Annotated in this window: 21 protein-coding genes; 9 read left to right on the top strand and 12 right to left on the bottom strand. The window is 72.8% G+C overall.

Annotated elements, in window-relative coordinates; genetic code table 11:
• Positions 1-54: 54 nt before the first annotated feature.
• The 5 genes from FB558_RS22350 to FB558_RS22330 all read right to left on the bottom strand — a co-directional run bounded on the left by FB558_RS22350 (position 55) and on the right by FB558_RS22330 (position 5,947).
• A complete protein-coding gene (locus FB558_RS22350; protein ID WP_142056365.1) occupies positions 55-1,614 on the bottom strand; it encodes a class I adenylate-forming enzyme family protein in 1,560 nt (519 codons plus the stop codon).
• Positions 1,615-1,654: 40 nt separating this feature from the next.
• Positions 1,655-3,049, bottom strand: coding sequence for a phosphotransferase family protein (locus FB558_RS22345; RefSeq protein ID WP_246106661.1), 1,395 nt, complete (start codon positions 3,047-3,049; stop codon positions 1,655-1,657).
• A 22-nt stretch (positions 3,050-3,071) separates the two neighbouring features.
• The gene (locus FB558_RS22340) at positions 3,072-3,701 is read right to left on the bottom strand and encodes a TetR/AcrR family transcriptional regulator (protein ID WP_211366731.1); all 630 of its coding nucleotides are present in this window, start codon (positions 3,699-3,701) and stop codon (positions 3,072-3,074) included.
• Positions 3,702-3,764: 63 nt separating this feature from the next.
• Entirely contained in the window at positions 3,765-4,691 is a 927-nt protein-coding gene (locus FB558_RS22335) for a cyclase family protein (protein WP_142056363.1), read from the bottom strand.
• Complete coding sequence (locus tag FB558_RS22330) at positions 4,688-5,947, bottom strand: acyl-CoA dehydrogenase family protein (protein WP_142056362.1); 1,260 nt, start codon at positions 5,945-5,947, stop codon at positions 4,688-4,690. Before FB558_RS22330 ends, FB558_RS22335 begins: the two co-directional genes overlap by 4 nt.
• 150 nt (positions 5,948-6,097) lie before the next feature.
• Between FB558_RS22330 and FB558_RS22325 the strand changes: the two genes are divergently transcribed.
• The 9 genes from FB558_RS22325 (at position 6,098) to FB558_RS22285 (ending at position 16,953) form a co-directional block, all read left to right on the top strand.
• On the top strand, positions 6,098-6,874 hold the full coding sequence (locus FB558_RS22325) for an enoyl-CoA hydratase/isomerase family protein (RefSeq protein WP_142056361.1): 777 nt from the start codon (positions 6,098-6,100) through the stop codon (positions 6,872-6,874).
• Between the two features lie 143 nt (positions 6,875-7,017).
• The gene (locus FB558_RS22320) at positions 7,018-7,827 is read left to right on the top strand and encodes a crotonase/enoyl-CoA hydratase family protein (RefSeq protein WP_142056360.1); all 810 of its coding nucleotides are present in this window, start codon (positions 7,018-7,020) and stop codon (positions 7,825-7,827) included.
• A gap of 129 nt (positions 7,828-7,956) precedes the next feature.
• The gene (locus FB558_RS22315) at positions 7,957-9,576 is read left to right on the top strand and encodes an ABC transporter substrate-binding protein (protein ID WP_142056359.1); all 1,620 of its coding nucleotides are present in this window, start codon (positions 7,957-7,959) and stop codon (positions 9,574-9,576) included.
• Between the two features lie 2 nt (positions 9,577-9,578).
• Complete coding sequence (locus tag FB558_RS22310; RefSeq protein ID WP_142056358.1) at positions 9,579-10,526, top strand: ABC transporter permease; 948 nt, start codon at positions 9,579-9,581, stop codon at positions 10,524-10,526.
• Positions 10,513-11,385, top strand: a complete 873-nt coding sequence (locus tag FB558_RS22305; protein WP_142056357.1) for an ABC transporter permease — start codon at positions 10,513-10,515, stop codon at positions 11,383-11,385. The genes FB558_RS22310 and FB558_RS22305 overlap by 14 nt, the downstream gene beginning before the upstream one ends.
• The gene (locus FB558_RS22300) at positions 11,385-12,500 is read left to right on the top strand and encodes an ABC transporter ATP-binding protein (RefSeq protein ID WP_142056356.1); all 1,116 of its coding nucleotides are present in this window, start codon (positions 11,385-11,387) and stop codon (positions 12,498-12,500) included. Before FB558_RS22305 ends, FB558_RS22300 begins: the two co-directional genes overlap by 1 nt.
• Positions 12,497-13,537 carry an ABC transporter ATP-binding protein gene (locus FB558_RS22295; RefSeq protein WP_211366783.1) on the top strand — a complete coding sequence of 347 codons (1,041 nt, stop codon included), beginning with the start codon at positions 12,497-12,499 and terminating at the stop codon, positions 13,535-13,537. Before FB558_RS22300 ends, FB558_RS22295 begins: the two co-directional genes overlap by 4 nt.
• Complete coding sequence (locus tag FB558_RS22290) at positions 13,534-14,691, top strand: LLM class flavin-dependent oxidoreductase (protein ID WP_142056355.1); 1,158 nt, start codon at positions 13,534-13,536, stop codon at positions 14,689-14,691. Before FB558_RS22295 ends, FB558_RS22290 begins: the two co-directional genes overlap by 4 nt.
• A 786-nt stretch (positions 14,692-15,477) precedes the next feature.
• A complete protein-coding gene (locus FB558_RS22285; RefSeq protein WP_170231464.1) occupies positions 15,478-16,953 on the top strand; it encodes an HNH endonuclease signature motif containing protein in 1,476 nt (491 codons plus the stop codon).
• A gap of 525 nt (positions 16,954-17,478) precedes the next feature.
• On the opposite strand, the gene FB558_RS22280 is transcribed toward FB558_RS22285, so the two are convergent.
• The 7 genes from FB558_RS22280 to FB558_RS22255 form a co-directional block, all read right to left on the bottom strand.
• Positions 17,479-19,404, bottom strand: coding sequence for a flavin-containing monooxygenase (locus FB558_RS22280; RefSeq protein WP_142056353.1), 1,926 nt, complete (start codon positions 19,402-19,404; stop codon positions 17,479-17,481).
• Positions 19,401-20,939, bottom strand: a complete 1,539-nt coding sequence (locus FB558_RS22275) for a sodium:solute symporter family transporter (RefSeq protein WP_142056352.1) — start codon at positions 20,937-20,939, stop codon at positions 19,401-19,403. The genes FB558_RS22280 and FB558_RS22275 overlap by 4 nt, the downstream gene beginning before the upstream one ends.
• Positions 20,940-20,979: 40 nt before the next feature.
• Positions 20,980-21,123, bottom strand: coding sequence for a hypothetical protein (locus tag FB558_RS43340; RefSeq protein WP_170231463.1), 144 nt, complete (start codon positions 21,121-21,123; stop codon positions 20,980-20,982).
• Positions 21,124-21,304: 181 nt separating this feature from the next.
• Positions 21,305-22,165, bottom strand: coding sequence for an acyl-CoA thioesterase (locus FB558_RS22270; RefSeq protein WP_142056351.1), 861 nt, complete (start codon positions 22,163-22,165; stop codon positions 21,305-21,307).
• Positions 22,162-23,154 (bottom strand): NAD(P)H-dependent flavin oxidoreductase, encoded by a 993-nt coding sequence (locus FB558_RS22265; RefSeq protein WP_142056350.1) that lies wholly within the window; start codon positions 23,152-23,154, stop codon positions 22,162-22,164. The genes FB558_RS22270 and FB558_RS22265 overlap by 4 nt, the downstream gene beginning before the upstream one ends.
• 24 nt (positions 23,155-23,178) lie before the next feature.
• A complete protein-coding gene (locus tag FB558_RS22260; RefSeq protein WP_142056349.1) occupies positions 23,179-24,231 on the bottom strand; it encodes a phosphotransferase family protein in 1,053 nt (350 codons plus the stop codon).
• Positions 24,228-25,409, bottom strand: a complete 1,182-nt coding sequence (locus FB558_RS22255; RefSeq protein ID WP_142056348.1) for an acyl-CoA dehydrogenase family protein — start codon at positions 25,407-25,409, stop codon at positions 24,228-24,230. The genes FB558_RS22260 and FB558_RS22255 overlap by 4 nt, the downstream gene beginning before the upstream one ends.
• Between the last annotated feature and the right edge of the window lie 72 nt (positions 25,410-25,481).

The following is a 25,481-nucleotide window of genomic DNA, read 5'->3' as shown; positions in this document are numbered from 1 at the left end:
ACCATGTTCGAGCCCTTCGTCGCGCTCTCCTGACTGAACGACCGTTAAGTCACGCTACGAGGGGCTCCCGGCCGTGTCAACGGCGTCGCGCACCCGCGCCCGCAGCTCGCGCTTGAGGATCTTCCCGACGGTGTTGCGCGGCAGCTCGTCGACGACCAGCACCCGGCGCGGGCACTTGTAGCCCGCCAGCTGCCCCGCGCAGAACTCGCGGATCTCGGCCTCGGTCGGCCGCTGACCGGCCAGCGGCTCGATCACCGCGACCACCCGCTCGCCCCACACCTCGTCCGGCGCCCCGACCACCGCGGCCGCGGCCACCGCCGGGTGGTGGTGCAGCACCTCCTCGACCTCGCGGGAGTACACGTTCTCCCCGCCGGTGAGGATCATGTCCTTCTTGCGGTCGACGATGTAGAAGTAGCCCTCGGCGTCCCGGCGGGCGAGGTCACCGCTGTGGAACCAGCCGTCGCGGAACGCCTCGGCACTCGCGTCCGGGCGGTTCCAGTACCCGGAGCACACCTGGTCGCCGCGGACCACGAGCTCGCCCACCTCGTCCGGGGCGCAGTCGGTCCCGGTCTCGTCGACCACCCGCACCGCCGACACGGCCATCGGCCTGCCCACCGACGCCAGCAGCTCGGTGCGCCCGGCCGCCGCGACGACGTGGTCCTCGGCGCTGTGCACGAGCACGTTGCCGGCGAGCTCGGTCATCCCGAACCCGGTCTGGAACGACGCGTTCGGGAAGCGGCGCATCCCCTCGCGCAGGGTCGCCACCGGCATCGGCGCCGAGCCGTAGCCGATCCGCGTGATCGACGAGGTGTCGTAGGAGTCGAACGCGGGGTGGCGCAGCAGCATCGCGAGCATCGTCGGCGCCACCGTCGTGCTGGTCACCCGGTGCCGCGCCACGGCGGCGAGGAAGCCATCGGGGTCGTAGCGCCGCAGCAGGACCACGGTGTCGGCGGCCAGGTGCGAGACCACCACGCCGTACCCCGCGATGTGGCACAGCGGCCACGGACACAGCGAGATCACGTGGTCCTCGTCGCCCCGCGACCAGCTCACGCCGGCGTTGACCACGGCGGCGACGACGTTGCGGTGGGTCAGCACGGCGCCCTTCGCCCGCCCGGTCGTGCCGGAGGTGTAGAGCAGCCACGCGGGCGCGTCCTCGTCCGGCGCGGCGGGCTCGGTGGCCGGCCGCCCGTCCAACAGCGCTGCGAACTCGACTGCATCCTCGGCCGGCCCGTCGACGGTGACGATCGTGCGGATCGAGTCGACCGCCGCGGCGGCCGCCCGGGCGGTGTCGAGGAACTTCCCCTCGGTGACGAGCACGCTGGGCGTCGCGTCGGACAGCAGGTCGACGACCTCGCGCGGCGCCAACCGGTAGTTGACGAACACCAGCGCCATCCCGGCGAGCGGCACGCCGTAGTAGGCCAGCACGTACTCCGGGTTGTTCTCGGTGAGCACGGCCACCCGGTCGCCGGGCCGGGCGATGCCGCCCAGCCCGTGGGCGAGCCGGCACACGTCGGCGTGGAGCTCCCGGTAGCTCCACGCCCTGTCCTCGAACTCCAGCGCGGTCACCTCGGGCGCCCGCATCGCGGCGAACGCCACCACGTCACTGATCCTCATCGATCCTCCGTGGTCGAGCAGCGGTGGGAACGGCCCCCCGTCAGCCGGGGTGGGCCAGGTAGCGCGGGTTGGCCACGGCGAGCCGGTCGGTCACCGCGGCCCGGACGGCGGCGAGCAGCGCCGGGTCGTCCGCCTCGAGCACGCCGGCGCGGATCGCCGCGGCGAGCCCCGCCTGGTCGTCCTGCGCGAACGCGGCGAGGCGCTCGCGGTGCCGCCGCTCCTGCTCCGGCCCGAGCAGCAGCTCGCGCCCGACGCCGTCGAGCGCACCCGCGGCCACCCGCGCGAGGAAGTTCAGCCTGCCCTCGGTGGCGGGCATGACGTCCTCGCGCAGGAACATCGAGACGGCGGCCACGAGCTCCGCCGCCGTGGGGTGGCCGTGCAGGTCGGAGCCGGGCGCCGGGTCCCCCGCCTCCAGCGGTTCCGCGGGCAGTCCCAGCGCGAGCAGCACGTCGTGCTCCTGCTCGCACACCCGCCGGCCGATCGCGGCGAGCTCGACCGACGGCGTCTGCCCCGACAGGTGCCGCTCGGCCATGCCCCGGCAGCCGACGGCCCAGCGCGCGGTGCCGTACACCTGCCACCAGCGCACGGCCTCCGGGTCGGGGCGGTGCCCGGCCACCTCCGCGTAGCCGTCGAGGAGCTGCTCGACGGTGCCGAACCCGCCCGCGGGCAGCGGCGAGCCGAAGCGCCAGCACTTCACGCACAGCCAGCCGAGGTCCTCGCGCGGGTCGCCGCGGTGCACCACCTCCCAGTCGAGCACCGCCCGCAGCCCGTCGGGGTCGACGATCAGGTTGCCGGTGCGGAAGTCGCCGTGCACCACGGTCTCGGCCACGTCGGCGGGGCGGTGACGTTCCAGCCACTTCATCGCGATCTCGATGGTCGGCAGCGGCTCGCCGAGCGCGTCGTAGGTGGCGCGCAGGCTCTCCAGCGGCTCGACCGGCTCCAGGCCCGGCACGTCCTCGACCGGGATCGCGTGGATGCGGGCGAGCGTGCGCCCCAGCTCGGCGGCCAGGCCTTCCCTCGCCGCGGCGTACCGGGGCTCCCGCAGCAGCCGGCGCGCGATCGTCTCGCCGTCGACGTGCTCGGTGAGCAGGTACGGCGAGCCCAGCACCGCAGGGTCGGTGCCGCTGTCGACCAGCCGCGGCACCGGGACGCCCCCGGCCTGCGCGGCGGCGATGGCGTCCGCCTCCCGGGCCATCCCCTCCGGGCGCCCGGCGCCGGGCGGGTCGCGGCGCAGCACGAGCCGCCGGGGCGGTCCGCCGGCCACGTGCGCGGCGAACGACCACGTCTCCCGGCTGGCCCCGCCGGTGAGCCGGGTCGGAGGCGGCACCGTCACCCCAGTACCCAGCACCGCCGCGAGCCGGCGCTCCAGCAGGCGGGCCAGCACGTCCGGATCGGCCGCGTCGACCGCGCGCCCGTCGAGCACGGCGGTCGTCACCGCACACCCCCGCGGGCCGGGATCAGCCGGTGCGCGACCCGACCATGTCGAGGGCCAGCCGCTGGTAGCGGCGCACCACCTGGGCGCGGCTCAGCCGGCCGCCTGCGGAGAACCAGCCCGCGACACCGGTGCACATCACCACGATCGCCCGCGCGGCCTCGTCCGGCAGGGAGGTGGTGAACACCTCCCGCGCCACCCCGTCCGCGACGGTCGCGTCGAAGTAGCGCTGCTGCTGCAGCCGCTTGGCCCGGTGCGCGCTGCGGACCGGCTCCTCCAGCGCGCGCAGCTCGCTGGTGCCCAGCAGCGTGCCCCGCTGGTCCTCGAGGTGGAACAGCACCTGCACCTCGACCAGCGCCCGCAGCCGGTCCGCGGGGTGCTCGCCCGCCGCGTCGAGGGCCGTCGCCGTGCGGTGGAGCAGCGCCTCGATCCCCCGCTCCATGATCGTGACGAGGACCTGCTGCTTCGAGGTGAAGTGGTGGTAGAGCGCCGCGGGGCTCACCCCGGCGCGCACCGCGATGTCCCGCACGGAGGTGCCGTGGTAGCCGTGCTCGGCCATGACCGCGATCGCCGCGTCCAGGATGCCCGACTCCCCCGGCAGGCTCGACCGCGACGAGCCGGACGTGGCCGGGTGCGGACGGGCGGGACTCGCCACGCGGCCACCTCCCATCAGGCGTCCGGTCGGTCAGGGGCAGCCAGGCTACCTGCACGGACGTCCTCACTTGACGGCCAGGGGGTTGATCGGCGAGCCGAGAGCGCGGCGGAACTTGATCGGCGGCGCCGCCAGGAAGAAGTCGTAGCGCCCGTCGGCGGCGCAGTCCTGCGCCAGCTCCTCGAAGTCGAGGATCTCGCCCAGCGTCATCCCCATGTCCCGGATGAGCACCATGTGCACCGGCAGCGTCTCGCCGTCGATCTCCCCCGGCAGCACCTCGATCGCCCAGTTGTCCGAGCACACCGCCGCCACGTCGTGGCCGTGCAACCACTCGCAGCAGGCCAGCCCCAGCCCCGGCTCCCCCGCCATGAAGGACGCCGCATCCCCGTCGGCGAGGAACTTGCGCCGCCACCCGGTCCGCACCGCCACGACGTCACCCGCGCGCACCTCGGTGCCCTGTGCGGCCAGCGTGGCATCCAGCTCGTCCGGGGTGATCACCTCCCCCGCCTCGAGCCAGTCGACACCTCGGTACCGCGCGACGTCGACCAGCACACCGCGCCCGGCGATGCCCTTGGACTGGTGCTCGATGGACAGGTGCTTCGCCCCGTGCGGGGTGATGTCCGAGGCGGGGAAGCCGTTGTAGAGCTCCCCGTCGTAGTAGACGTGCGCGAGCCCGTCCCACTGCGACGCGCTCTGCAACGGCATGAACACGTAGTCGTCGGCGTAGTGGAACGCCCCGGGGCGGTCCTGGTCGGCGCCGGTCTCCGACAGCAGCAGCACCGGGTTGATCCGGCCGCCACCCGGCTGCGGGCCGCCCGGTCCGAACGGGATGCCGAGGTCGAACACCTTGCCCGTCCGGACGAGCCCGGCCGCGGCGACGATCCGCTCGGGCGTGAGCAGGTTCGTGGTGCCCCGCTCGTCGCGCCGCCCGTCGGCGTCCCAGCGGCCCCAGTTCGACAGCTGCCTGCCGATCTCCCGGAAGTCGCCGGTCATCCGCGGATCCTGCGGGGGCCGGCGAACCCGAACAGGTACCCCGCCACCTTGCGCATCTGGACCTCCTCGGAGCCCTCGGTGATGCGGTAGCGGCGGTGGTGGCGGTAGATGTGCTCGAACGGCGTGTGCCGGGTGTAACCCAGGCCGCCGTGCACCTGCATGGCGCGGTCGGCCGCCTCGCAGACGAACCGGTTGGCCCGGTAGTTGCACATCGAGACCTTGTCGCTGATCTCCATGTGCGGCACCCGGTCCAGCTCCCACGCCGTCTTGCGCACCAGGCCGCGCAGCATCTCCGCCTCGGTCTGCAGCTCCACCAACGGCCACTGGATCGCCTGGCGGGTGGCCAGCGGTTGGCCGAACGTCACCCGCTCACGCGCGTAGGCGACGCTGCGGTCGACGCAGAACTGCCCGGCGCCGACCCCGGAGGCGGCCTGGCGGATGCGGTTCTCGTGCACGAACGTCTGCGCCACCGCCAACCCCTCGCCCTCCTCGCCGAAGATCGCCGAGTGCGGCACCCGCACGTCCCGGATCGTCACCTCGGCGTGGTCGGTGGGCATGTTGAAGGTCCACCAGTGGAAGTCCACCGAGAAGCCCGGGCTGTCGGTCGGGGTGAAGAACGCCGTGATCCCGCGGGCGTCCCCCGGCTTCCCGGACGTCCGGGCGAACACCACGTCGTGCGTGGCCGAGTGCATGCCGGAGTTGAACCGCTTCGCCCCGTTGAGGATCCAGTCGTCCCCGTCGCGGACGGCCGTGGTCTCCATCCACGTGGCGTCGCTGCCGTGGTCGGGCTCGGTGAGGCCGAAGCCGATCCGCTTGGTGCGGCTCAGCATCGGCTCCAGGAACTCCTCCTTCTGCTCGCTCGTGCCGAAGGCGAGCATCATGTGGACGAACGGGAAGTTCCCGACCACCGACGCCTCGTTCTGCAGGTCGTTGTGCAGGCCGAGACCCTTGCGGGCGAGGTGCTCGCGGATGACCGCCATGTCCAGGTTGCTGCCGTCCGAGCCGCCGACCTCCTTCGGCAGCCCGTAGCGCAGCCAGCCGGCGGCGTCGGCGCGCCGGAACATCTCGCCGAGCAGCTCCTCCCACTCGCGCCGCGGCACGCCGCCGTTCTCGAAGTCGGTGCGGGAGTACTCGCGGCGGTGGTCGAAGAACCGCTCGTTGTCGTCCTGCGACTGGAGGGGCCTGATCTCCCGCTCGATGAACTCGTCGAGCTCGGCGAGCCGTTGGGTCAGCTCCACCGGGAGTTCGAAGTCCACGTTGACCTCCTTAACGATCGTTCAGCCAGCATGGCACCGCGTCGGCGATGAGGGAAGGGGGGGAGGCAGTCTCGGAGGCACTAGCTCACTTAACGATCGTTCAGCTAGCATGGCGCTGTCCCCCGGCAGCGAAGCAGGAGGAGCCCGCCGATGCGCGAGATCCGCTACGAGGTGACCGAGGGCGTCGCCACCGCCACCATCGACCGGCCGGAGAAGCGCGGCGCGATGACCTACGCGATGCTGGAGGAGTTCACCGCCTGCGTCGCACGGGCCGGCGCCGACGAGCAGGTGCGGGTCCTGCTGGTCACGGGCGTGCCGGGCAGCTTCTGCGCCGGGATCGACCTCGCCGACCTGGCCGGCCGCGACCCGGGTGACCGCGGTCGCGCCGACGGCGACGGCGGAGGCGGCGTTCCGCTGCTGATGGGGTGCCCGAAGCCGGTCGTGGCGGCCGTCGACGGGATGGCCGTCGGCATGGGTGCCGAGTTCGCCACGCAGGCCGACCTGCGCGTCGTGTCGACCCGGGCCCGGTTCCGCTGGAACTTCGTGCACCGCGGGCTGGTGTCCGACACCGGCGCGGGAACCTGGCTGCTGCCCCGCCAGATCGGCGTCGGGCCGGCGCTGCGGCTGCTCTACACCGGCGAGGACCTCGACGCCGGGCAGGCGCTGGCCCTCGGGTTCGCGACCGAGGTGGTCGAGCCCGACGAGCTGCCCGCCGCCGCGGAGCGGCTCGCCCGCACCATCGCGACGGCGTCGCCGTTCGCGTTGGTACGCACCAAGAAGCTCGTGCTCGAGGGCGCGGGCGCGGACCTGCGCGCCCACGTCGGCGCCACGCGGGCCGCGATGGCGGAGTGCTTCGCCTCCGCCGACCACGCCGAGGGGGTGGCGTCGTTCCTGGAGAGGCGCCCCGCCCGGTTCACGGGACGCTGAGCGGAGCCTGCGGAGCGAACAGACAACGCTGAGCGGAGCCTGCGGAGCGAACAGACAACGCTGAGCGGAGCCTGCGGAGCGAACAGACAACGCTGAGCGGAGCCTGCGGAGCGAACAGACAACGCCGACGGGGAGTGATCGAGATGAGCGAGCAGCGGGTCTGCGTGACGGTCACGGACGGGGTGGCCGACGTCCGGCTGTCACGACCGGAGAAGCGCAACGCGCTCGACCCTGCGATGTTCGCCGGCCTGGTGACGGCAGGCGAACGACTGAAGGGCGACCGGTCGGTGCGGGTCGTGGTGCTGTCCGGCGAGGGGCCGGACTTCTGCGCGGGCCTGGACTTCGGCGCGTTCCGGGCGATGGCCTCGGGCGAGCGGCTGTCGGCGACGGCGCAGCTGCCGCCATCGGACGGCCCGGCGAAGGCGGCGGGGCAGCGCGCGGCGTACGCGTGGGCGGAGCTGCCGGTGCCGGTGATCGCCGCGGTGCGGGGCAACGCGCTCGGCGGCGGGCTGCAGATCGCCCTCGGGGCCGACATCCGGATCGTCGCGCCGGACGCGCGGCTGTCGGTGATGGAGGTGGTGTGGGGGCTGATCCCCGACATGACCGGCACCCAGCTGCTGCCCGAGCTGGTCGGCCGGGACGTGGCGAAGGAGCTGACGCTCACCGGGCGGGTCGTGACCGGCGAGGAGGCCGCGGCGCTCGGGCTGTGCACGCGGACCGATCCGGACCCGCGCGGTGCGGCGCTCGCGCTGGCCCGGGAGATCGCGGGCCGCAACCCGCATGCGGTCCGCGCCGCCAAGCGGCTGCTGGACATGGCGGGGCGGGTGGACCTCGCCGGCGGCTTCGCCGCGGAGCAGGCCGAGATCGGGGCGCTCATCGGCAGCCCCAACCAGGTCGAGGCGGTCGCGGCGAACTTCGAGAAGCGGCCACCGGTGTTCCGGGACCTGCCGTGACACCGGATCGCCGCGCTGATGCAGAAGTTCCGGCTGGGGCCGACCGCCGGCAGCGGCGGATTGACTGACTGAACGTTCGTAAAGTAGCGTCGTGACGTCCGCTCGGCCACAACGGAGTGCGAGGGTGGCATGTCCTTCCGGTCACGCAGTGCCCGCTCACGCAGCGTCGTCGCGGGATTCCTCTGCACCGCGATGCTCGTCGCGGGCTGCGGTTCCGGCGGTTCCGCCGACGACAACGAGATCGTCGTCGGACTCGAGTCCGAGACGACGGGCTGGCTCCCCGGCCGCAACCTGCTGATCAACTATCCCAGCCTCAACGTCGCCTACGCCGTCTTCGATCCGCTGATGCGCACGGACGCGAACGGGGCGATGCGCCCCTACCTGGCCGAGTCGCTGGAGCCGAATGCGGACCTGACGCAGTGGACGCTGACGCTGCGCCCGGGCGTCCGGTTCCACGACGGCACGCCGCTGGACGCGCAGGCGCTCAAGACCATCTACGACCAGTACCTCTCGATCCCGACGTCGAACCTCCTCGGCTCGTTGCGCTTCGTGGAGTCGCTCGAGGTCGTCGACGACCTGACGGTCCGCTACACCCTCACCGAACCGGACGCGTCCTTCCCCGCCGTGCTGGAGGGCCCGGCCGGCTGGCCGTTCTCCCCCACGGCCGCCGCCGAGCAGGGCGCCGACGCCTTCGCCTCCCAGCCGGTGGGCACGGGCCCGTTCCGCTTCGCGAGCTGGCTGCGGGGCAGCGAGCTCGAGCTGGAGCGCAACGAGGACTACTGGCGCGAAGGCCTGCCGAAGCTCGACCGCATCACCTTCCAGGTGATCACGGACGAGAACGCGAGGGTCGCGTCGCTGCAGTCCGGCGACATCGACGCCATGCAGACCCTGCGCCAGAGCACGGTCCGCCAGGTCCGCGCGCTCGAGGACGTCACCACGCACGACTTCATCGGCAACCTGGCCGGTGGGCAGCTGCTCAACACGCAGCAGCCCCCGCTGGACGACGTGCGCGTCCGGCAGGCCCTGGCCTACGCCATCGACCAGCCCGCGATCCTCGATCTGCTCGGCGGGTCGGACCTCTCCCCGACCGCCACCCAGTACTACCAGCCCGACAGCCCCTGGCACTCCGAACGCGCGGAGCAGACGTGGCCCACGAACGACCCGGGGCGGGCCCGGCAGCTGCTGGACGAGTACCGCAACGACCCGAACCGCTCCGACGGCAAGGCACCCGGCGAGCCCGTCGTGCTGGAGCACAACATCATCCCGGACCCGAGCGTCGTGGAGATGGGCCTGGGCTACAAGGCGATGTGGGAGGCGGTCGGGTTCGTGCACAACATGCACCAGGTCGAGGTCGCGGTCATCACCGACACCAACGCCTCGGGCGACTTCATGATCAACACCTCGCGCTTCGGCAACGAGGACGACCCCTGCATCACGCTGCGCAACAGCTTCGGCGACCCGGAGGTCACGCCGACCAACTACACGAACCTCGACGACGCGGAGGTCCAGCAGCACCTCGCCACGCTGTGCTCGACCACCGACCAGGCGGCCCGCGAACAGGCCGTCGACGCCATCATGGTCCGGCTCGCCGAGCTCGTCCCGCACACGTGGACGGGCCACACGCCCACCTCGGTCGCGGCCCGCCCGGAGCTGCAGGGCATCCCCGACTGGACCTTCCCCGACGGCACCCCTGGCGACGGCTTCCCGATGACGGCCGTGACGTGGGCCAACGTGTCGATCGTGGAGTAGCGGTGCGCACACTCGGACGCAAGCTCCGGCGGCTGCTGCTCACCGTGCTGGCCGTCTCGTTCCTGACCTTCCTGCTCACCAGCCTGCTGCCGGGCGACCCCGCCCGCCAGATCCTCGGAGACCAGGCCACGCCGGAGGCCGTGGCCGCGGTCCGCGCCGACCTGGGGCTGGACGACCCGCTGCCGCTGCGCTACCTGAGGTGGCTCGGCGGTGTGCTGACCGGCGACCTGGGCACCTCGTACCAGACGGGGCAGGAGGTGGCGGAGGCGATCGGGGAGCGGGCGCCGGTGACGCTGCAGCTCGGGCTGATGGCGGTGCTGCTGGCACTGCTCATCGCGGTGCCGCTCGGCGTGCTGGCGGCTTACCGCTCGGGCGGCACGGCCGACCGCGTCATCACGGGCGCGACGTTCTCGCTGCTGTCGATGCCGAACTTCATGATGGCCATCCTCGCCATCTACCTGTTCTCGGTGACGCTGGGCTGGTTCCCCGCGACCGGTTGGGAGGAGTTCGGCGACGATCCCGTCGAGAGCCTGCACCGGGCGTTCCTGCCGGCGTTCTCGCTGGCCGCCGTGAACATCGCGGTGTTCACCCGGCTGCTGCGCAGCGACATGATCGCCACGTTGCAGGAGGACTACGTCACGATGGCGGAGTCGAAGGGGATCAGCACGGCGCGGGTCCTGTTCCGGCACGCCCTGCGGCCCTCGTCGTTCTCGCTGCTGACCGTCGCGGGCATCCAGTTCGGGGTGCTGATCAGCAGCTCCGTGGTCGTCGAGCAGATCTTCGCGGTGCCCGGGGTCGGCCGGCTGATGTACGACGCGATCCTGCAGCGCGACCTGCTGCTGGTGCAGGGCGTCGTCCTCGTCGTCGCCACCGCGTTCGTCGTGATCAATTTCCTCGTCGACGCGCTGTACTCCGCACTCGACCCGAGGATCCGGCATGGCGATCGCTGACCGCGTGCCGGAGGCCGCCACGACCCCGGGGCCACCGCGCACCCGACGCCGCCACGGCGTCGTCTTCTGGTGCGCGGTGGCCTGGCTGGTGCTGATCGGGGTCTTCGCGGCGTTCGCCGAGTGGCTCCCGGTCGCCGATCCCGAGATGCTCTCGGTGGAGGCGATGCTCCAGCCCCCGTCGGGCGAGCACCTGCTCGGAACGGACGGCACCGGCCGCGACATCCTGGCCCGGATCGTCCACGGCGCGCGGGTGTCGGTCGTGGTGAGCCTCGCCGCGGTGTCGGTGGGCCTGGTCGTCGGGGGCACGCTCGGCATCGTCGTCGGGTTCTTCCGGGGACGCGCGGAGACGTTCGTGATGGCGGCGGTCGACGTCATCCTGGCCTTCCCCGGCCTGGTGCTGCTGCTCGCGCTCGTCGCCTTCGTCGGGCAGAGCCTCGTGGCGATCTCGCTCGTGATCGGGTTCCTGTCCATCCCGGTCTACGCGCGGGTGGCGCGGGCCAACACGCTCTCCGTGGCGCAGCGGGAGTTCGTCCTCGCCGCCCGGGCGATGGGCGCGAAGCCGCTGCGGCTGCTCGTGTCCGAGGTCCTGCCCAACGTCGTCCTGCCGCTGCTCGCCTACGCGCTGGTCGCGACCGGCGTGATCGTCATCCTGGAGGGCTCGCTGGCGTTCCTCGGGCTCTCCGTACCGCCACCCGCCCCGACCTGGGGAAGCATGATCGCCGAAGGCAAGCGGCACCTCGAGACCAGCCCGCACGTGGCCGCGATCCCCGCGGTCGTCATGTTCCTGACCGTGCTGTCGCTCAACCTGGTCGGCGACCGGCTGCGCGGCCGGTTCGACGTCCGGGAGGCCAACGTCTGATGAGCACCCTGGAGGAGCCCGTCGCGGACGCGAGCGCCACCTCGGCCGCGCCGCTGCTCGTCGGCGAGGACGTGCGCACCCACTTCCGCTCGCCCCGCGGCACGGTCCGGGCGGTCGACGGGATCTCGTTCTCGCTGGCGGAGGGGCGGACGCTGGGCATCGTCGGCGAGTCCGGGTCGGGCAAGTCGGTGCTCGCACGGTCGATCATGAACATCCTGCCGCGCCGGGCCGTCGTCGCCGCCGACGGGCACATCCGCTTCAAGGGCCGCGACGTCCGCCCGCTGCCGCGCGCCGAGATGCGCAAGCTGTGGGGCCGGGAGATGGCGATCGTCTTCCAGGACCCGATGACCTCGCTCAACCCCGTGCTGCGGGTGGGCGACCAGCTGACCGAGCCGCTGCGGGTGCGGCTGGGCATGAACCGGACCCACGCCGCGGAGCGGGCCCTCCAGCTGTTCCGGGCGGTCGGCATCCCGGCCCCGGAGCGGCGCTTGCGGGAGTACCCGCACCAGCTCTCGGGCGGCATGCGCCAACGCGTGACGATCGCGATCGCGCTGGCCTGTGAACCGGAGCTGCTGCTCGCCGACGAGCCGACCACCGCGCTCGACGTCACGGTGCAGCGCCAGATCCTCGACCTGCTCGCCGAGCGCCGGCGGGAGCAGCGGATGGCCACGATCCTCGTCACGCACGACTTCGGCGTCGTCGCGGGCCGCGTGGACGAGACGATCGTGATGTACGCCGGGCGCGCTGTCGAGCGGGCGCCGACCGCGCTGCTGTTCACCGAGACCCGCCACCCGTACACCTCCGCCCTGATCCGCTCGATCCCCCGGCTGCGCAACCCGCCGCACACCCGGCTCGAGGCGATCAGCGGTCGTCCCCCGGACCTGGTCGCCCCGCCCGCCGGATGCCGGTTCGCCCCGCGGTGCCGGCACGCCCAGCCCCGGTGCACCACCGAGGACCCGCCGCTCACCCCCGCCGGGGCGACCGGTCACGAGTTCGCCTGCTTCTTCCCCGTCGGCACCGACCGGGGCGCCGACGCCTTGGCGCGCAACCTCCGGGCGGGACGGACGGCGACCGGGCTGGCCGTCGCGGGCGGCGGGACGGGAGTGGACACGTGACCGGCATCGAGCAGCGCACCGCGCAGGCGCCGCACCTGCGCGACCGCACCGACATCGTGCTGCGGGTGGAGGAGCTGGTGGTGCGCTTCCCCGCCGCTGCGGGCCGCAGCGTGCACGCGGTGTCCGACGTCAGCTTCGACATCGCCCGGGGCGAGACGCTGGGGCTGGTGGGCGAGTCCGGGTGCGGCAAGTCCACCACGGGGCGGGCGATCATGCAGCTGCCCCGGCCGACGTCCGGGCACGTCCGGTTCGCCGGCGAGGACCTCACCGGCCTGGACGGGGAGCGGCTGCGTCGCACGCGGACCAGACTGCAGATGATCTTCCAGGACCCGATCTCGTCGCTCAACCCGCGGCGGACGATCGCCGACATCGTGGCCGAGGGGTTGACGATCTGGCGGGGGCGGCGCGCCGCGGCCGAGCCGGCCAGCCGGCAGTTGCTCGCGGACGTGTTCGAGGCCGTCGGGCTCGACCTCGAGCGGGTCGGCGAGCGGCGCCCGCACCAGTTCTCCGGCGGCCAGTGCCAGCGCATCTGCATCGCCCGCTCGCTCGTGCTCGAGCCCGAGGTGCTGATCTGCGACGAGCCGGTCTCCGCGCTGGACGTGTCCGTGCAGGCGCAGATCCTCAACCTGCTCGAGGACATGAAGGCCCGCTACGGGCTGACGATGCTCTTCATCGCTCACGACCTGGCCGTCGTCAAGAACATCAGCGACCGGATCGCCGTGATGTACCTCGGTCGGATCTGCGAGATCGGCGGCTCCGAGGCGCTCTACCGGCAGGCCGCGCACCCGTACACGAACGCGCTGGTGGAGTCCATCCCCGAGCCCGAGCCCGGGGTGCTGCGCGGGGCGGGTGAGTGGGACACGCAGGCCGAGCTGCCCTCGCCCCTCGACCCGCCCGGCGGATGCCGGTACCGCACCCGCTGCCCGCGCGCGGAGGCCGTGTGCGCGCAGGTCGACCCGCCGCTGCGGCCGATCGGCGACGACCACCACGTCGCCTGCCACTTCCCGGTCCTGACCCGAACGGAGACAGGTGCATGACGGTCCGCCTGCGCCACGGCGTCTTCATGGCGCCCTTCCACCAGATGAACGAGAACCCGACGCTGCTGTTCCAGCAGGACATGCAGCTTCTGGAGCTGCTCGACGGGCTCGGCTTCCACGAGGCGTGGATCGGCGAGCACCACTCGGCGGGGATGGAGACGATCGCCTCGCCCGAGCTGTTCATCGCGGCGGCGGCCGAGCGGACCCGGTCGATCCGGCTCGGCACGGGCGTGGTCTCGCTGCCCTACCACAACCCCCTGATGGTCGCGGACCGCATCGTGCAGCTGGACCACATGACGCGCGGGCGCGTCATGTTCGGCGTCGGTCCCGGTCTGCTGGCGTCCGACGCGCTGATGCTCGGGATCGACCCGTCGGTGCAGCGCGACCGGATGGCCGAGTCCCTCGACGTCATCCTGCGCCTCTTCCGCGGCGAGGTGGTCACCGAGAAGACCGACTGGTACGAGCTGGTGGAAGCGCGGCTGCACCTGCCGCCGTACACCGACCCGCACCCGGAGGTGTGCGTCGCCAGCGCCGTCACGCCGTCCGGGGGTCGTCTCGCCGGGAGGTACGACCTCGGGATGCTGTGCGTCGCGGCCGGGGAGAACGCCGGCTTCGACGCGCTCGACGTCAACTGGCGCATCGCCGGGCAGGTCGCCGCCGAGCACGGCCGGGCGATGGACCCGAGCCGCGTGCGCCTCGTCGTCGGCATGCACCTGGCCGAGACCCGCGACGAGGCGATGGCGCAGGCCCGCCACGGGCTGGGGGCGCAGATCGACTACCTCAACAACAACATGCCGCGGCTGTTCATCCCCGACGGCGTCGACCCGGTGGAGTGGTACGTCGAGCACGACGCCGGCGTGATCGGCACACCCGACGACGCGATCGCCCGGATCGAGCGGCTCCGGCGCAAGCTCCCCGGGTTCGGCGCGGTCCTGCTGAGCGCCCACGACTGGGCGACGTGGGAGAACACGAAGCGGTCCTACGAGCTGTACGCGCGGTACGTGATCCCGCACTTCGAGCGCTCCAACACGCCGCGCCAGGAGTCCTACCGGTGGGTCACCCGGCACCAGGCCGAGCTGACCGAGAAGCGGACGGCCGCCGCGCGGGCGATGTTCGACCGGCACGAGGCGGAGTGGGCCGCCAAGCGCGCCTAATACTACAGCCGAATTTCGTGACCACGGGTGTTTCGGCGGTGGGCGGGGCCGTTCGGTGGTGGTCACGCGCATGATCCGCGTTATCGGTTGTCCATGGTCGTGGCGGCAGCGATGGACAACCGATACCCGCGATCTTCCCGGACATGATCGGCAGTATCGGGTGCACATGGTTGCGGTCACGACCACGGACAACCGAAAGTCCGGATCATGCCTGCCGTGGGCGGTGCGGCGGAGGCCGGGCGATTCGGCAACACCCACGATCCGTCCGTTGCCGCGCGTCGGTAGCGGCTGGTTCGGGCTGCGGACGCGGCTGTTCGACGAGGCCAGGGCGCGCATCACGCTCGGCGCCGGGCTTGCCGGCCCGCGACGAGCGAGACGTGAGCGGGGTTGCGCCCGTGATCGAACCCCGCTGACGTCTCGCTCGTGGCGCGATCCTGCGGTGGGCGCGCCGTACCCGGCTGGTGACACCCGACCCACCGCCTCGACCTGGCCTGCCGTGCGATCCCACCCGTCCACCTCAACCCTCGCGGTGGCGGGGTGCTCGGCTTGGCAGAACTACCGAGAAGCGTGGTCGTCGTGGCGGCCGTCCCCGATTTCGGAGCAGGCCCGTTGGTGGACGAGTGCGTTCCCGCCGGGTGGGTGCGCGCCTGGCTGTGTTCCCGTCCCCTACCCCTTTGATCATCATTATCGTCGCGTTCCGCGGAACGCGGCCGACGCCCGGAAATGTCGGACCCCGATGCCATCCTGAACCGGAAAACACCAGCTCACACCGCCTGGAGGTTCCCGGTGCCGGTTCTCGCGCTCCCCACCCCGCAAACCACGGACATTCGCGTTCTGGAAACGGAACTGCTCAGTCTGGCCGGACACATCAACGCTGCGCTGTGTCAGTTCCTGCGAGTGTTGGCCGAGTTCGACGACCGCGAGGGCTGGGCCGGGCCCGGGATCCGCTCGTGTGCGCACTGGTTGTCCTGGCGGGCGGGGATGAGCCTGCGTACTGCCATCGACTACCTGCGGGTCGCGCATGCCCTGCCGCGCCTGCCGCGCATCACCGCGGCGTTCGCCGCTGGGCGGATCTCGTATTCGAAGGTGCGGGCGCTGACGCGGGTCGTCGGCACCGATACCGCCGCGCTGACCCGGATCGCCGCCGCGATCGCCGCCGGCGAGCCCGACCTGCGCCACCTCACCGTGGCCGACCCGGACACCGCGGAGCAGGTGTTGTTGAACCTGGCCCTGTCCGGCACCGCCAGCCACGTCGAAACCGTCGTCGCGGCCGTCCGCCGCCGCCACACCCCACCCACCGACACCACCGCCCAGCGCAGCCTGTCCTGGCACTGGGACACCGACGGGTCGCTGGTGCTGCGCGGCCGGTTCACCCCCGACGCCGGCGCCGCCCTGATCGCCGCGATCGAGGCACGGATGGCACCCCGCGCCTCGGTGAGCCCCGGCCCGGCGGCCCCCGACCCGGCCACCGCCAGTGCTTCGCCCGCCACGGCTTCGCCGGCCACCGCCTCGCCGTCCGTGTCGCCGCCGGATCTGGACCAGCACGTACTCGAGCAGGAACCCGGCCCGGCCACCGACCGCCTAGCAGCCCGGCGCGCCGACGCCCTGCAGGCCCTGATCACCCACGGCCCCGACGATGTGGTGGTGGCGCGCGGACAGGCCCAGGTGATCGTGCACCTCGACGCCACCACCGGCAGCGCCCGCCTCGCCGACGGACCAGAACTCCCTGCCTCCACCGCCGAACGACTTGCCTGCGACGCCCGCGTCCAAGCCCTGCTCAACGACCGCACCGGAAACCGCATGTACCTGGGGCGTTCCCGCCGCCTCGCCACCCCGGCCCAGATCGCGGCACTGACCGTGCGGGACGGGGCCCGTTGCCAGTTCCCCGGGTGCAGCCACACCCGCCACCTCCACGCCCACCACGTGCGCCCGTGGTGGGCGCAGGGGCGCACCGACATCGACAACTTGATCTTAATCTGCTCCTACCATCACAGCGTCATCCATGATCACGGCTACCGCATCCACCGCCTGCCCGACCGGTGGCAGTTCCACCGCCCCGACGGCACCCCGATCCCCACCACCGCACCGGCGTTGAGCGGCAACACCGAAAGCCTGATCGAGATGCACACCCGGGCCGGGTTGCGGATCGACCGCACCACGTTGACCCCGAACTGGTTCGGCGAGCGCCTCGACCCCGAACCGATCCCTGGATGCGCTGCTCCCACGCCGGACCCGGACCGCGGCCTGACCGCGTTCAGCTGAACGCGGGAGCCAAGCCCCAGCGTTCCGGAACGCGCGGGAGCCGGGCCCCGGCCTTCCGCAGTGAACGCGGGGGCAGGGCCCCGGACAGGCCCGGTGTGTTGATCACCCGCAGGCACTCGCGAAGTGGTGGGCACCGTGACCACCTGATCCCCACTGGTGGGGGGTGAGACGGGACCACCGCCAGGTGCGCACCCACCCGGCGGCAACGTGCTCGTCCACCAACGGGCCTGCTCCCAGGTCGGGGACGGCCGCCCGAACGACCACGCTATCCGGTGGTTCCGCCCACCCGACCACCCCGGCCACCGCCGACGGCGAAGCGAACGGGTGGGATCGCACGCAAGGCCAGGCCGACGGCGGTGAGCCAGGGGTCGCGAGCCGGGTACGGCGCGCCCACCGGACGCGACGAGCGCAACGTCAGCGGGGTTCGGTGCAAGCAGCACCGAGGCGTAGCCAGCGGCTGCGACGAACTCTCGCCGTCCCCTCCTGAGCCACCGTCACCTGGCTCCGCGACTCGTCACACAGGGTCTAGGCCAGCACGAAGTCGGCGGCGTCCGGGTGACGCAGCCGCTGCCAGATCTCGGTGCCCTCGAAGGGGCAGTTCGAGGCCGAGCGGCCGTGGGCGTTGCGGTAGTAGTTGGTCGCGCGCGGATCGCTCCAGGTGCGCAGGGCCTCGCGGGCGTCCAGCTCGCGGTTGTAGCGCCGGTATGCGGCGTCGGTGACCTCGACCGCGCGCCGGCCGGTCAGGAGCAGCTCCTCGATCCGTTCGAGGGCGAACCGGGTCATCAGTTCGGAGAAGGTGACGACGCCGAGGCTGAACGGGTTGGTGTTGGGCCCGTAGAGCATGAAGAAGTTCGGGAAGCCGGGAAGCATCGTGCCGGCCCAGGCGCGGGCACCGTCGTGGGCCCAGAGCTCCTCGACGCGGGTGCCGCCGCGGCCGCGCACCTCCATCGGCCACAGGAAGTCGTTGGCCTTGAAGCCGGTGGCGTGGACGAGGACGTCGGCGGGGTGCTCCCGCCCGTCGGCGGTCTCGATGCCGTGCGGGGTGACCCTGCGGATGGGCTCGGTGACCAGGTCGACGTCATCGCGCAGCAGCGCGTCGAGGATGCTGTAGCGGTCGTCGACCGCGACGGGTCGCGCGGACATCGGCGGGTGCGGCGGCACCATCTTCGCCATCAGCTCGGGATGCTCGCCGAGCTTGCGGCGCAGGTGCTCGAGGCGTCCGTCCCGGATCCGGGCGTTGAGGGCGCTGCGTGTGAGCGGGTCGTCCCACTCGGGGTCGATGGTGAAGGCGCGGCTCTGCACGTGCGGGCCGGTGAGCCAGCTGGTGCGCAACCGCAGGAAGTTCGAGTAATAGGGCAGGTTGCGCTCCAGCCACAGGACCTGCTCGGGGAACGGCTCCCGGTACCCGGGGCGGTCGAACACCCACTGCGGCGTGCGCTGGAACACCGTGACGTGCCCGGTGAGGTCGGCGAGCTCGGGCACCATCTGGTAGCTGGTGCAGCCGGAGCCGATCACCGCCACCCGCTTGCCCGACAGGTCGAGCTCGCGCGGCCAGCGGGCGGTGTGGAACGCCGGCCCGGCGAACGTCTCGGCGCCCGGCAGCTCGGCGGTGTTCGGCCGGGACAGGAACCCGACGGCACTGATGATCACGTTGGCGTGCTCGACCCGCTCCCCGTCGGGGCTCCGCGTGGTGACCGCCCACGTCGCCGTCGCCTCCTCCCATACCATCGAGCGGACCTCGGTGTCGAAGGAGATCGCGTCGCGGATGCCGAAGGTGTCGGCGACCCAGTTGAAGTACTTCTCGTTCTCGGGCTGCCGGCAGAACGGGTTCGGGTGCCGGTAGTCGACGCCGTAGAGGTGGGTGTAGGTGCGGCTGGGGCTGTCGACGCGCGCACCCGGGTAGCGGTTCTCGTACCACGTGCCGCCGACGCCGGAGTTCTTCTCCACCACCGCGAACGGGATGCCTGCCCGCTTCAGCTGCACCGCGGCGTTCAGCCCGCCCAGGCCCGCGCCGACCACCAGGACGCGGAACCGTCCCAGCCGCTCGGGCGGAGGCTGCGCGCGCCACCGCAGGCTCCGAGCCCACGGATCGAGGGCGAGCTCCTCGAGCCACACCTCCCGCTCAGCGGCGTCGATCGACTCCCCCGCGGTCAGCTCCAGGCTGTGCGGCAGCCGGTCCGCGGGGCCGACCGGCACCTCCCCCGCCCCGCCGTCCCGGTAGGACCGCAGCCACGCCGCGGCCCGCTCGCGGACGACGGCCGCGCCTGCGGGGTCGGCGAGGGCACGGGCCTCGGCCACGCCGGCGGACACGGTGGCCACCGGCAGCGCCGCGAGGGACTCGTCGCCGGTCAGCTGGAACAGCAGCCCCCGCAGCGCCATCGGGTCGGCGTGGCGCAGCGCGTCGTCGATCGTCTCGTCGCTCGCCCGCAGCAGCTCGGGCCGGTCGGTCATGAGCGGCTCCGCCCGCTCGTGCCGAGGGCGGGCGCGGGGGTCGCGGCGTGCGCGGCGAAGTGCGCGAACATCCGGCTGCTCTGCGGCTTCGTGAGCAGCGAGACCACGATCAGCGCCAGGTAGGACACCGCGACGCCGATCGCGGCGATGTTCCACGGGGCGAGCAGCGGGGCATCGGCGAAGACCGTGCGGTTGAGCAGCGCCAGCACGCCACCGATCGCGATGCCGGCGACGAGGGCGGCGACCGCGCCCTGCGTCGTCGCGCGCTTCCACCGCACGCCCAGGTAGAGGACGGGGCCGAGCATCGCGGCGAGCGCGCCCCAGGCGACGGCCATGAGCGACAGCACGAACTCCGGCGGGTTGAGCGCGATGAACCCGGCCACCACCATCACCAGCACCGACGCCACCCGGCTCCACGTCATCTCCTGGCGGTCGGACAGGCGCAGCCCGAGCCCCTTCTTCGCGATGTCGCGGACGATCGCGGCCCCGCTCAGCACCATGAACGAGTCGGTGGTCGACATGACGGCGGCGAGCACCGCGGCGATCATGATGCCGACGACGACCGGGCCGAAGGAGTCGAGCATGAGCGCCGGGAGGACGGCGTCGGGCTCGTCGACGGGCGGGACCACCCCCTGCTCGGCCTGCACCCGGTAGGCCATGCCGATCCAGGTGGCGGCGACGGCGAACAGGTACAGGAAGCAGGAGATCAGCGGGATCCAGCGGATCACCTCGAGGTTGCGGATCGTGAGGAACTTCGTGCTGATGTGCGGCACGCCCGCGTAGGCGAGCAGCCCGACGAAGAACGCGTAGACCAGCACGTTCTGCCACGCGAAGGCGCCGCTCGCATGCCAGGGCGCCACGAGCTCGGGGTCGATCTCGGCCATCTGGCGGTGCAGCGCAGTGAGGCCGCCGACCTGGCTGACCGTGTACACGGCGAAGTAGACGACGAACACGCTCAGCACGAGCAGCTGGAAGAAGTTCGTCCACATCGCGGCGACGATCCCGCCGCCGACGCAGTACGCCACGACGACGGCCCCGCCGACGAACAGCGACAGCCCGAGGCTCCACCCGAAGATCGTCGTGCCGATGTAGCCGATCGCGACGAACTGCACGACGAGGTAGATCAGCGACCCGAGCGCCGTGGCGACGCCGGAGAGGATGCGCACCGCCCTGCTGTCGCCGTAGCGCAGCGCGAGGACGTCGGGCAGCGTGTACACCTCGTGCTTCTTGGCGATCACCGTCATCGGCTTGGCCAGCAGGAAGTAGGCCAGCGTCAGCCCGAGGAAGCTCAGCCCCATCGTCTGGACGTAGAGCGCGTAGCCGGTGCCGTAGCCCGAGCCCGCGTTGCCGAGCACGCCGGCGCCGCTGACGATCGCGCCGACGATGCCGAAGGACACGACCCAGCGGCCGAAGCCGTCGCCGGCCACCAGGTAGTCGCGCATCGAGCTGACGCGCTTGGTCGACCAGACGCCGATCGCGATGACGACCAGCATGTACGCGACGATCACGGCGATCGTCTGCCAGGACACGATCACGGGCACACCTCGATCCGGAGCGGGGGACGGGGAACGGGGATCACGACCGGCGGAACAGGTCGTCGAGCGTCACCCACTCCTCGTCGTCGGCGGAGAAGCGCAGTGCGAACAGGATCGACAGCACGACGGCGGCGACGAAGCCACCGATCACGAAGAGGGCCGTCACGGCAGGCAGACCGAACATCGTTGTCCTCGCGGTCGACGGGCCGGCCCGCGCACGCGCCGTGGAGCGGCGGTGCGGGCCGGAGCGGGGTGGCGGTGCGGTCGACGCTACGGAAGGTGCCCCCGGCCGGGGAACGGACGGCCGCCCGTCCTCGGGACCGTGCTGATGGGCAGCTCCACACCGCTGCGGGCGGGGCTCCGCGCTACTCGCGCCACACCGGCGCGCGCTCCTCGGCGAACGCGGTGGCCGGACGGTGCCCGCGGAACAGCGACTCCTGCGCGATGCTGGCCCGCAGCACCCCGTCGCGCGAGGTGAGGGAGCCGGTGTACCAGCCGCGTCCCCCGCCGGTGGTGCGTCCCGCCAGGTCGACGAGCACCCAGTCGTCCAGCCGGGCGCTGCGGTGGAACCACACGGCGTGGTCGAGGCTCGTGGTGGGGCGGAAGCCGCCGGTGGCCAGCGGCGAGAGGCCCGTCATGATGTCGGACAGGTAGGTCAGGACGGCGGCGTGCAGGAGCTCGCCGCCGTTCTCCGCTGGGGGCAGGGGCTCGGTGCAGCGGGCCCAGAACCGCGTGGGCCAGGACCGCTCGTGCGGCTGCGGAGGCAGCCGCGCCTCGAACGAGAACAGCCGCGGCATCTCCAGGGGCGGCAGCGCCTCGGGCGCGGGGACGTCCGGGGCGGGCTCTACCTGCTGGTCGAGGCCCTCCTCCCGGTCGTGGAACGACGCCGACAGGGAGAACACGACCTCGGCGGCCTGCACCGCCACGACCCGGCGCGCGGAGAACGAGCGCCCGTCGCGGTCGCGCTCCACGCGGAACAGCGTGGGACGGCGCGCGTCGCCGCTGCGCAGGAAGTAGCCGTGCATCGAGTGCGGGACCCGCCCCGCCGGCACCGTGCGCCCAGCCGCGAGCAGCGCCTGCGCCGCCACCTGGCCGCCGTAGAGCGGGAACGGGTCGTCGAACACGGTGCTCGCCCGGAACAGGTCGCGCTCGAGCGGCTCGAGGTCGAGCAGCGCGACAAGGGAGGCGTCCGCCGGGGCGGGGGCGGGCACGGAACGCGCGGTCATCCCGCGGCGACCGGCTGGGCCCCGACCGCGTCGCCGAGCCGGCCGCGGATGATCTCGACGGCCTCACCGACGATGCGCGACACCAGGTCCGCGCACGTCGGGATGTCGCGGATGAGGCCCTGCACCATCCCGGCGGACCAGATGCCGCGGTCCAGGTCGCCGGTCTCGTAGACCCCGACGCCGCGGGCGCCGGCCACCAGGTCGCGGACCTCCTCGAACGCCGCGCCGCCGTTCAGCCGGGCCACGACCTCGCGGCTCACCGCGTTGTCGGCCACCCGTGCCGTGTTGCGCAGCTGGCGGAAGATCAGCTGGGTGTCGCGCTCGCCGGCCTCGACCAGCCGCTGCTTGACGTTGTCGTGGATACCGGACTCGACCGTGGCCATGAACCGGGTGCCCATGTTGATCCCGTCCGCGCCGAGCGCGAGCGCCGCGACGAGGCCGCGGGCGTCGGCGAACCCGCCGGAGGCGATCATCGGGATGGTCAGCCGGTCGGCGGCGGCCGGGATCAGCACCAGGCCGGGGATGTCGTCCTCACCGGGGTGGCCCGCGCACTCGAACCCGTCGATGCTCACCGCGTCCACGCCGAGCGACTCGGCCTTGACCGCGTGCCGGACGCTGGTGCACTTGTGGATCACCTTGATGCCGTGGGCGTGGAAGTGCGCCAGGTGCTCGGCGGGGTTCGACCCGGCCGTCTCGACGATCGGGACGCCTGCGTCGATGATCGCCTGCCGGTACTCGGCGTAGGGCGGCGGGTTGATCGCCGGCAGGATCGTCAGGTTGACCCCGAACGGCCGGTCGGTGAGCTCGCGGCAGCGCGCGATCTCCGTGGTCAGGTCCTCGGGCGTCGGCTGCGTCAACGCCGTGATGAAGCCGAGCGCACCCGCGTTCGCGACGGCGGCGACGAGCGGGGCGCGCCCCACCCACTGCATTCCGCCCTGCACGACCGGGTGCTCGACGCCGAATTCCTCGGTGAACCGCGTCCTGATCACACTCGCTCCTCACTTAACGATCGTTCAGCACGCAGGATCGCTGCTCCCGGTGGCGCTGTCAACGGCCCGGGCGGCGGCGAGCCCGGCCGCGGCGAGCGGGGCGACGGCCGCACCCACGGTGTCGAACCCCTCGCCCACCGTGCGGCCCGCGACGTGCCGCGCGTGGATGCCCTCGGCGATCACCGCGGCCTTGAAGTAGCCCAGCGCCAGGTGGAAGGCGATGCCGGAGACGTCGCGCCCGGACGCGGCGGCGTAGCGGGCCACCACCTCGTCCGCCGCCGGGAGTCGCGGGCTGGTCGAGGCGGCGGACCCGCCGAGCACCGGGTCGAACGCGGGGTCGGCGTAGGCCAGGTGCAGGCCCAGGTCGGCGAGCGGGTCGCCGAGCGTGGCCATCTCCCAGTCGACGAGCGCGCGCACCACGCCCGCGTCGCCGCCGTCGAGGATGGCGTTGTCGATCCGGAAGTCCCCGTGCACGATCGACGCCCCGCTCTCCGGCGGGCAGGCCGCCGCGAGCCGCGCGTGCAGGGCGTCGACGTCGGACAGCGGGCGGGTCGCGACCCTCGTCCACTGGTCGTGCCAGCGCCGGACCTGCCGCACGAGGTAGCCCTCGGGCCGGCCGAACCCGGCCAGGCCCACCGCCGCCGGGTCGACGGCGTGCAGCCGCGCGAGCACGTCGACCAGGGCGAACGCGCACCGGCGCACCTCGGCGTCGGTCAGCGCGTCCAGCTCCGCGCGGGTGCGCACCACGCGGCCGGAGACGTGCTCGACCACCGCGAACGGCGCGCCGATCACGTCCGGGTCCTCGCACAGCGCGACCGCGCCCGCCACCGGGACCCCGCTGTCGCGCAGCGCGGCCACCACCCGGTACTCCCGCGCCATGTCGTGCGCCGACGGGGTGAGCCCGCCCAGCGGCGGGCGGCGCAGCACCCAGGTCGCGCGGCCGTCGGTGAGCCGGTAGGTGAGGTTGGACCGGCCCCCCGCGATCAGCTCGGCGTCCAGCTCGCCCGCACCGGGGACGTGCGCGGCGAACCAGGCCCGCAGGGCCGGCAGGTCGAGCCCGGCGACGGAGGTGGTCATCGGTCGACCCGCCCCGCCACCCGCTTCGCGATCGCCCACCGGTGCGTCTCCGACGGGCCGTCGTAGATCCGGAACGGGCGCACCTCGCGCAGGAACCGGCCCAGCAGGACGTCGCCGGAGATGCCCAGCGAGCCGCAGATCTGCACGGCCCGGTCCACGACCCGCCAGACCGCCTCCGCGGTGAACGTCTTGGCGATCGCGGTGGCCTGTGCCGCCGACCCGCCCCGGTCGAGCTCCCAGCACGCCTGCAGCACCAGCCCGCGGCTCGCGGCGATGTCGATCTCGTTGTCGGCGATCATCGCCTGCACCATGCCGAGGTCGGCCAGCCGCGACCCGAACAGCTCCCGCTCGCGCGCCCGGGCCACCGCGATGTCCTGCGACCGCCGCGCGATGCCCAACCAGCGCATGCAGTGCGTCATCCGTGCCGGGCCCAACCGCACCTGCGCGTAGCGGTAGCCCTCGTCGACCGCGCCGAGCACCGCGTCGTCGGGCACCACGCAGCCCTCGAACGCCACCTCCAGGTGCCCGCCGTAGAGGCTCTCGTCGAGCGTGTCGATGTGGCGGACCAACGTCATACCGGGGTTGTCGGCGTCGACGAGGAACATCGTGGCGCCGCCGCGGTCGCCCGGCGCGCCCGAGGTGCGTGCCATGCAGATCGCGAACGCGGCCCCGTCGGCACCGGTGATGAACCACTTGCGCCCGTCGATCCGCCAGCCACCGGGCACCTTCTCCGCGCGGGTGGTCAGGGCGGCGGGGTCCGAGCCGGCGCCGGGAGCGGGCTCGGTCATCGCGAAGCACGACCGGACCTCCCCCGCCACCAACGGCGCCAGGTAGCGCTCCTTCTGCTCCTGCGTGGCGACGGCCTCGAGCAGGTGCATGTTGCCCTCGTCCGGCGCGGCGATGTTCAGCGCGAGCGGCCCGAGCAGCGAGTAGCCGGCCTCCTCGAACACAGCCGCGCGCCCGCGCATGTCCAGCCCGTGCCCGCCGTGCTCCACGCCGACGTGCGGGGCGAACACCCCGGCCTCCCGGGCGGCCCGCTGCAGCTCGGCCCGCACGGCGTCGTCGCGGACGACGCCGGCGTGCCGCTCCTCCACCGGCACGACGACCTCGCGCACGAACGCGGCGGTGCGCTTCGCGAGCTCCGCGACGGCGGGGTCGGGGGTGAGATCGACGGGCACGGCGCCTCCTGTCGCTAACGAGTGTTAGCCACGATCGGACCGCGGTGCCCCCGTTCCCGTCAAGACCTGGCT

The organism is Pseudonocardia kunmingensis (assembly GCF_006716445.1).
Lineage (GTDB): Bacteria > Actinomycetota > Actinomycetes > Mycobacteriales > Pseudonocardiaceae > Pseudonocardia > Pseudonocardia kunmingensis.
The sequence above is the reverse complement of the archived record's forward strand: the minus strand, read 5'-3'. Positions and strand labels throughout refer to the sequence as shown.

Coding starts and splice junctions, on each gene's coding strand:
- FB558_RS22350 (WP_142056365.1), bottom strand. CDS start 1,614: ATGAGGATCAGTGACGTGGTGGCGTTCGCCGCGATGCGGGCGCCCGAG.
- FB558_RS22335 (WP_142056363.1), bottom strand. CDS start 4,691: ATGACCGGCGACTTCCGGGAGATCGGCAGGCAGCTGTCGAACTGGGGC.
- FB558_RS22325 (WP_142056361.1), top strand. CDS start 6,098: ATGCGCGAGATCCGCTACGAGGTGACCGAGGGCGTCGCCACCGCCACC.
- FB558_RS22320 (WP_142056360.1), top strand. CDS start 7,018: ATGAGCGAGCAGCGGGTCTGCGTGACGGTCACGGACGGGGTGGCCGAC.
- FB558_RS22315 (WP_142056359.1), top strand. CDS start 7,957: ATGTCCTTCCGGTCACGCAGTGCCCGCTCACGCAGCGTCGTCGCGGGA.
- FB558_RS22305 (WP_142056357.1), top strand. CDS start 10,513: ATGGCGATCGCTGACCGCGTGCCGGAGGCCGCCACGACCCCGGGGCCA.
- FB558_RS22300 (WP_142056356.1), top strand. CDS start 11,385: ATGAGCACCCTGGAGGAGCCCGTCGCGGACGCGAGCGCCACCTCGGCC.
- FB558_RS22290 (WP_142056355.1), top strand. CDS start 13,534: ATGACGGTCCGCCTGCGCCACGGCGTCTTCATGGCGCCCTTCCACCAG.
- FB558_RS22280 (WP_142056353.1), bottom strand. CDS start 19,404: ATGACCGACCGGCCCGAGCTGCTGCGGGCGAGCGACGAGACGATCGAC.
- FB558_RS43340 (WP_170231463.1), bottom strand. CDS start 21,123: ATGTTCGGTCTGCCTGCCGTGACGGCCCTCTTCGTGATCGGTGGCTTC.
- FB558_RS22270 (WP_142056351.1), bottom strand. CDS start 22,165: ATGACCGCGCGTTCCGTGCCCGCCCCCGCCCCGGCGGACGCCTCCCTT.
- FB558_RS22260 (WP_142056349.1), bottom strand. CDS start 24,231: ATGACCACCTCCGTCGCCGGGCTCGACCTGCCGGCCCTGCGGGCCTGG.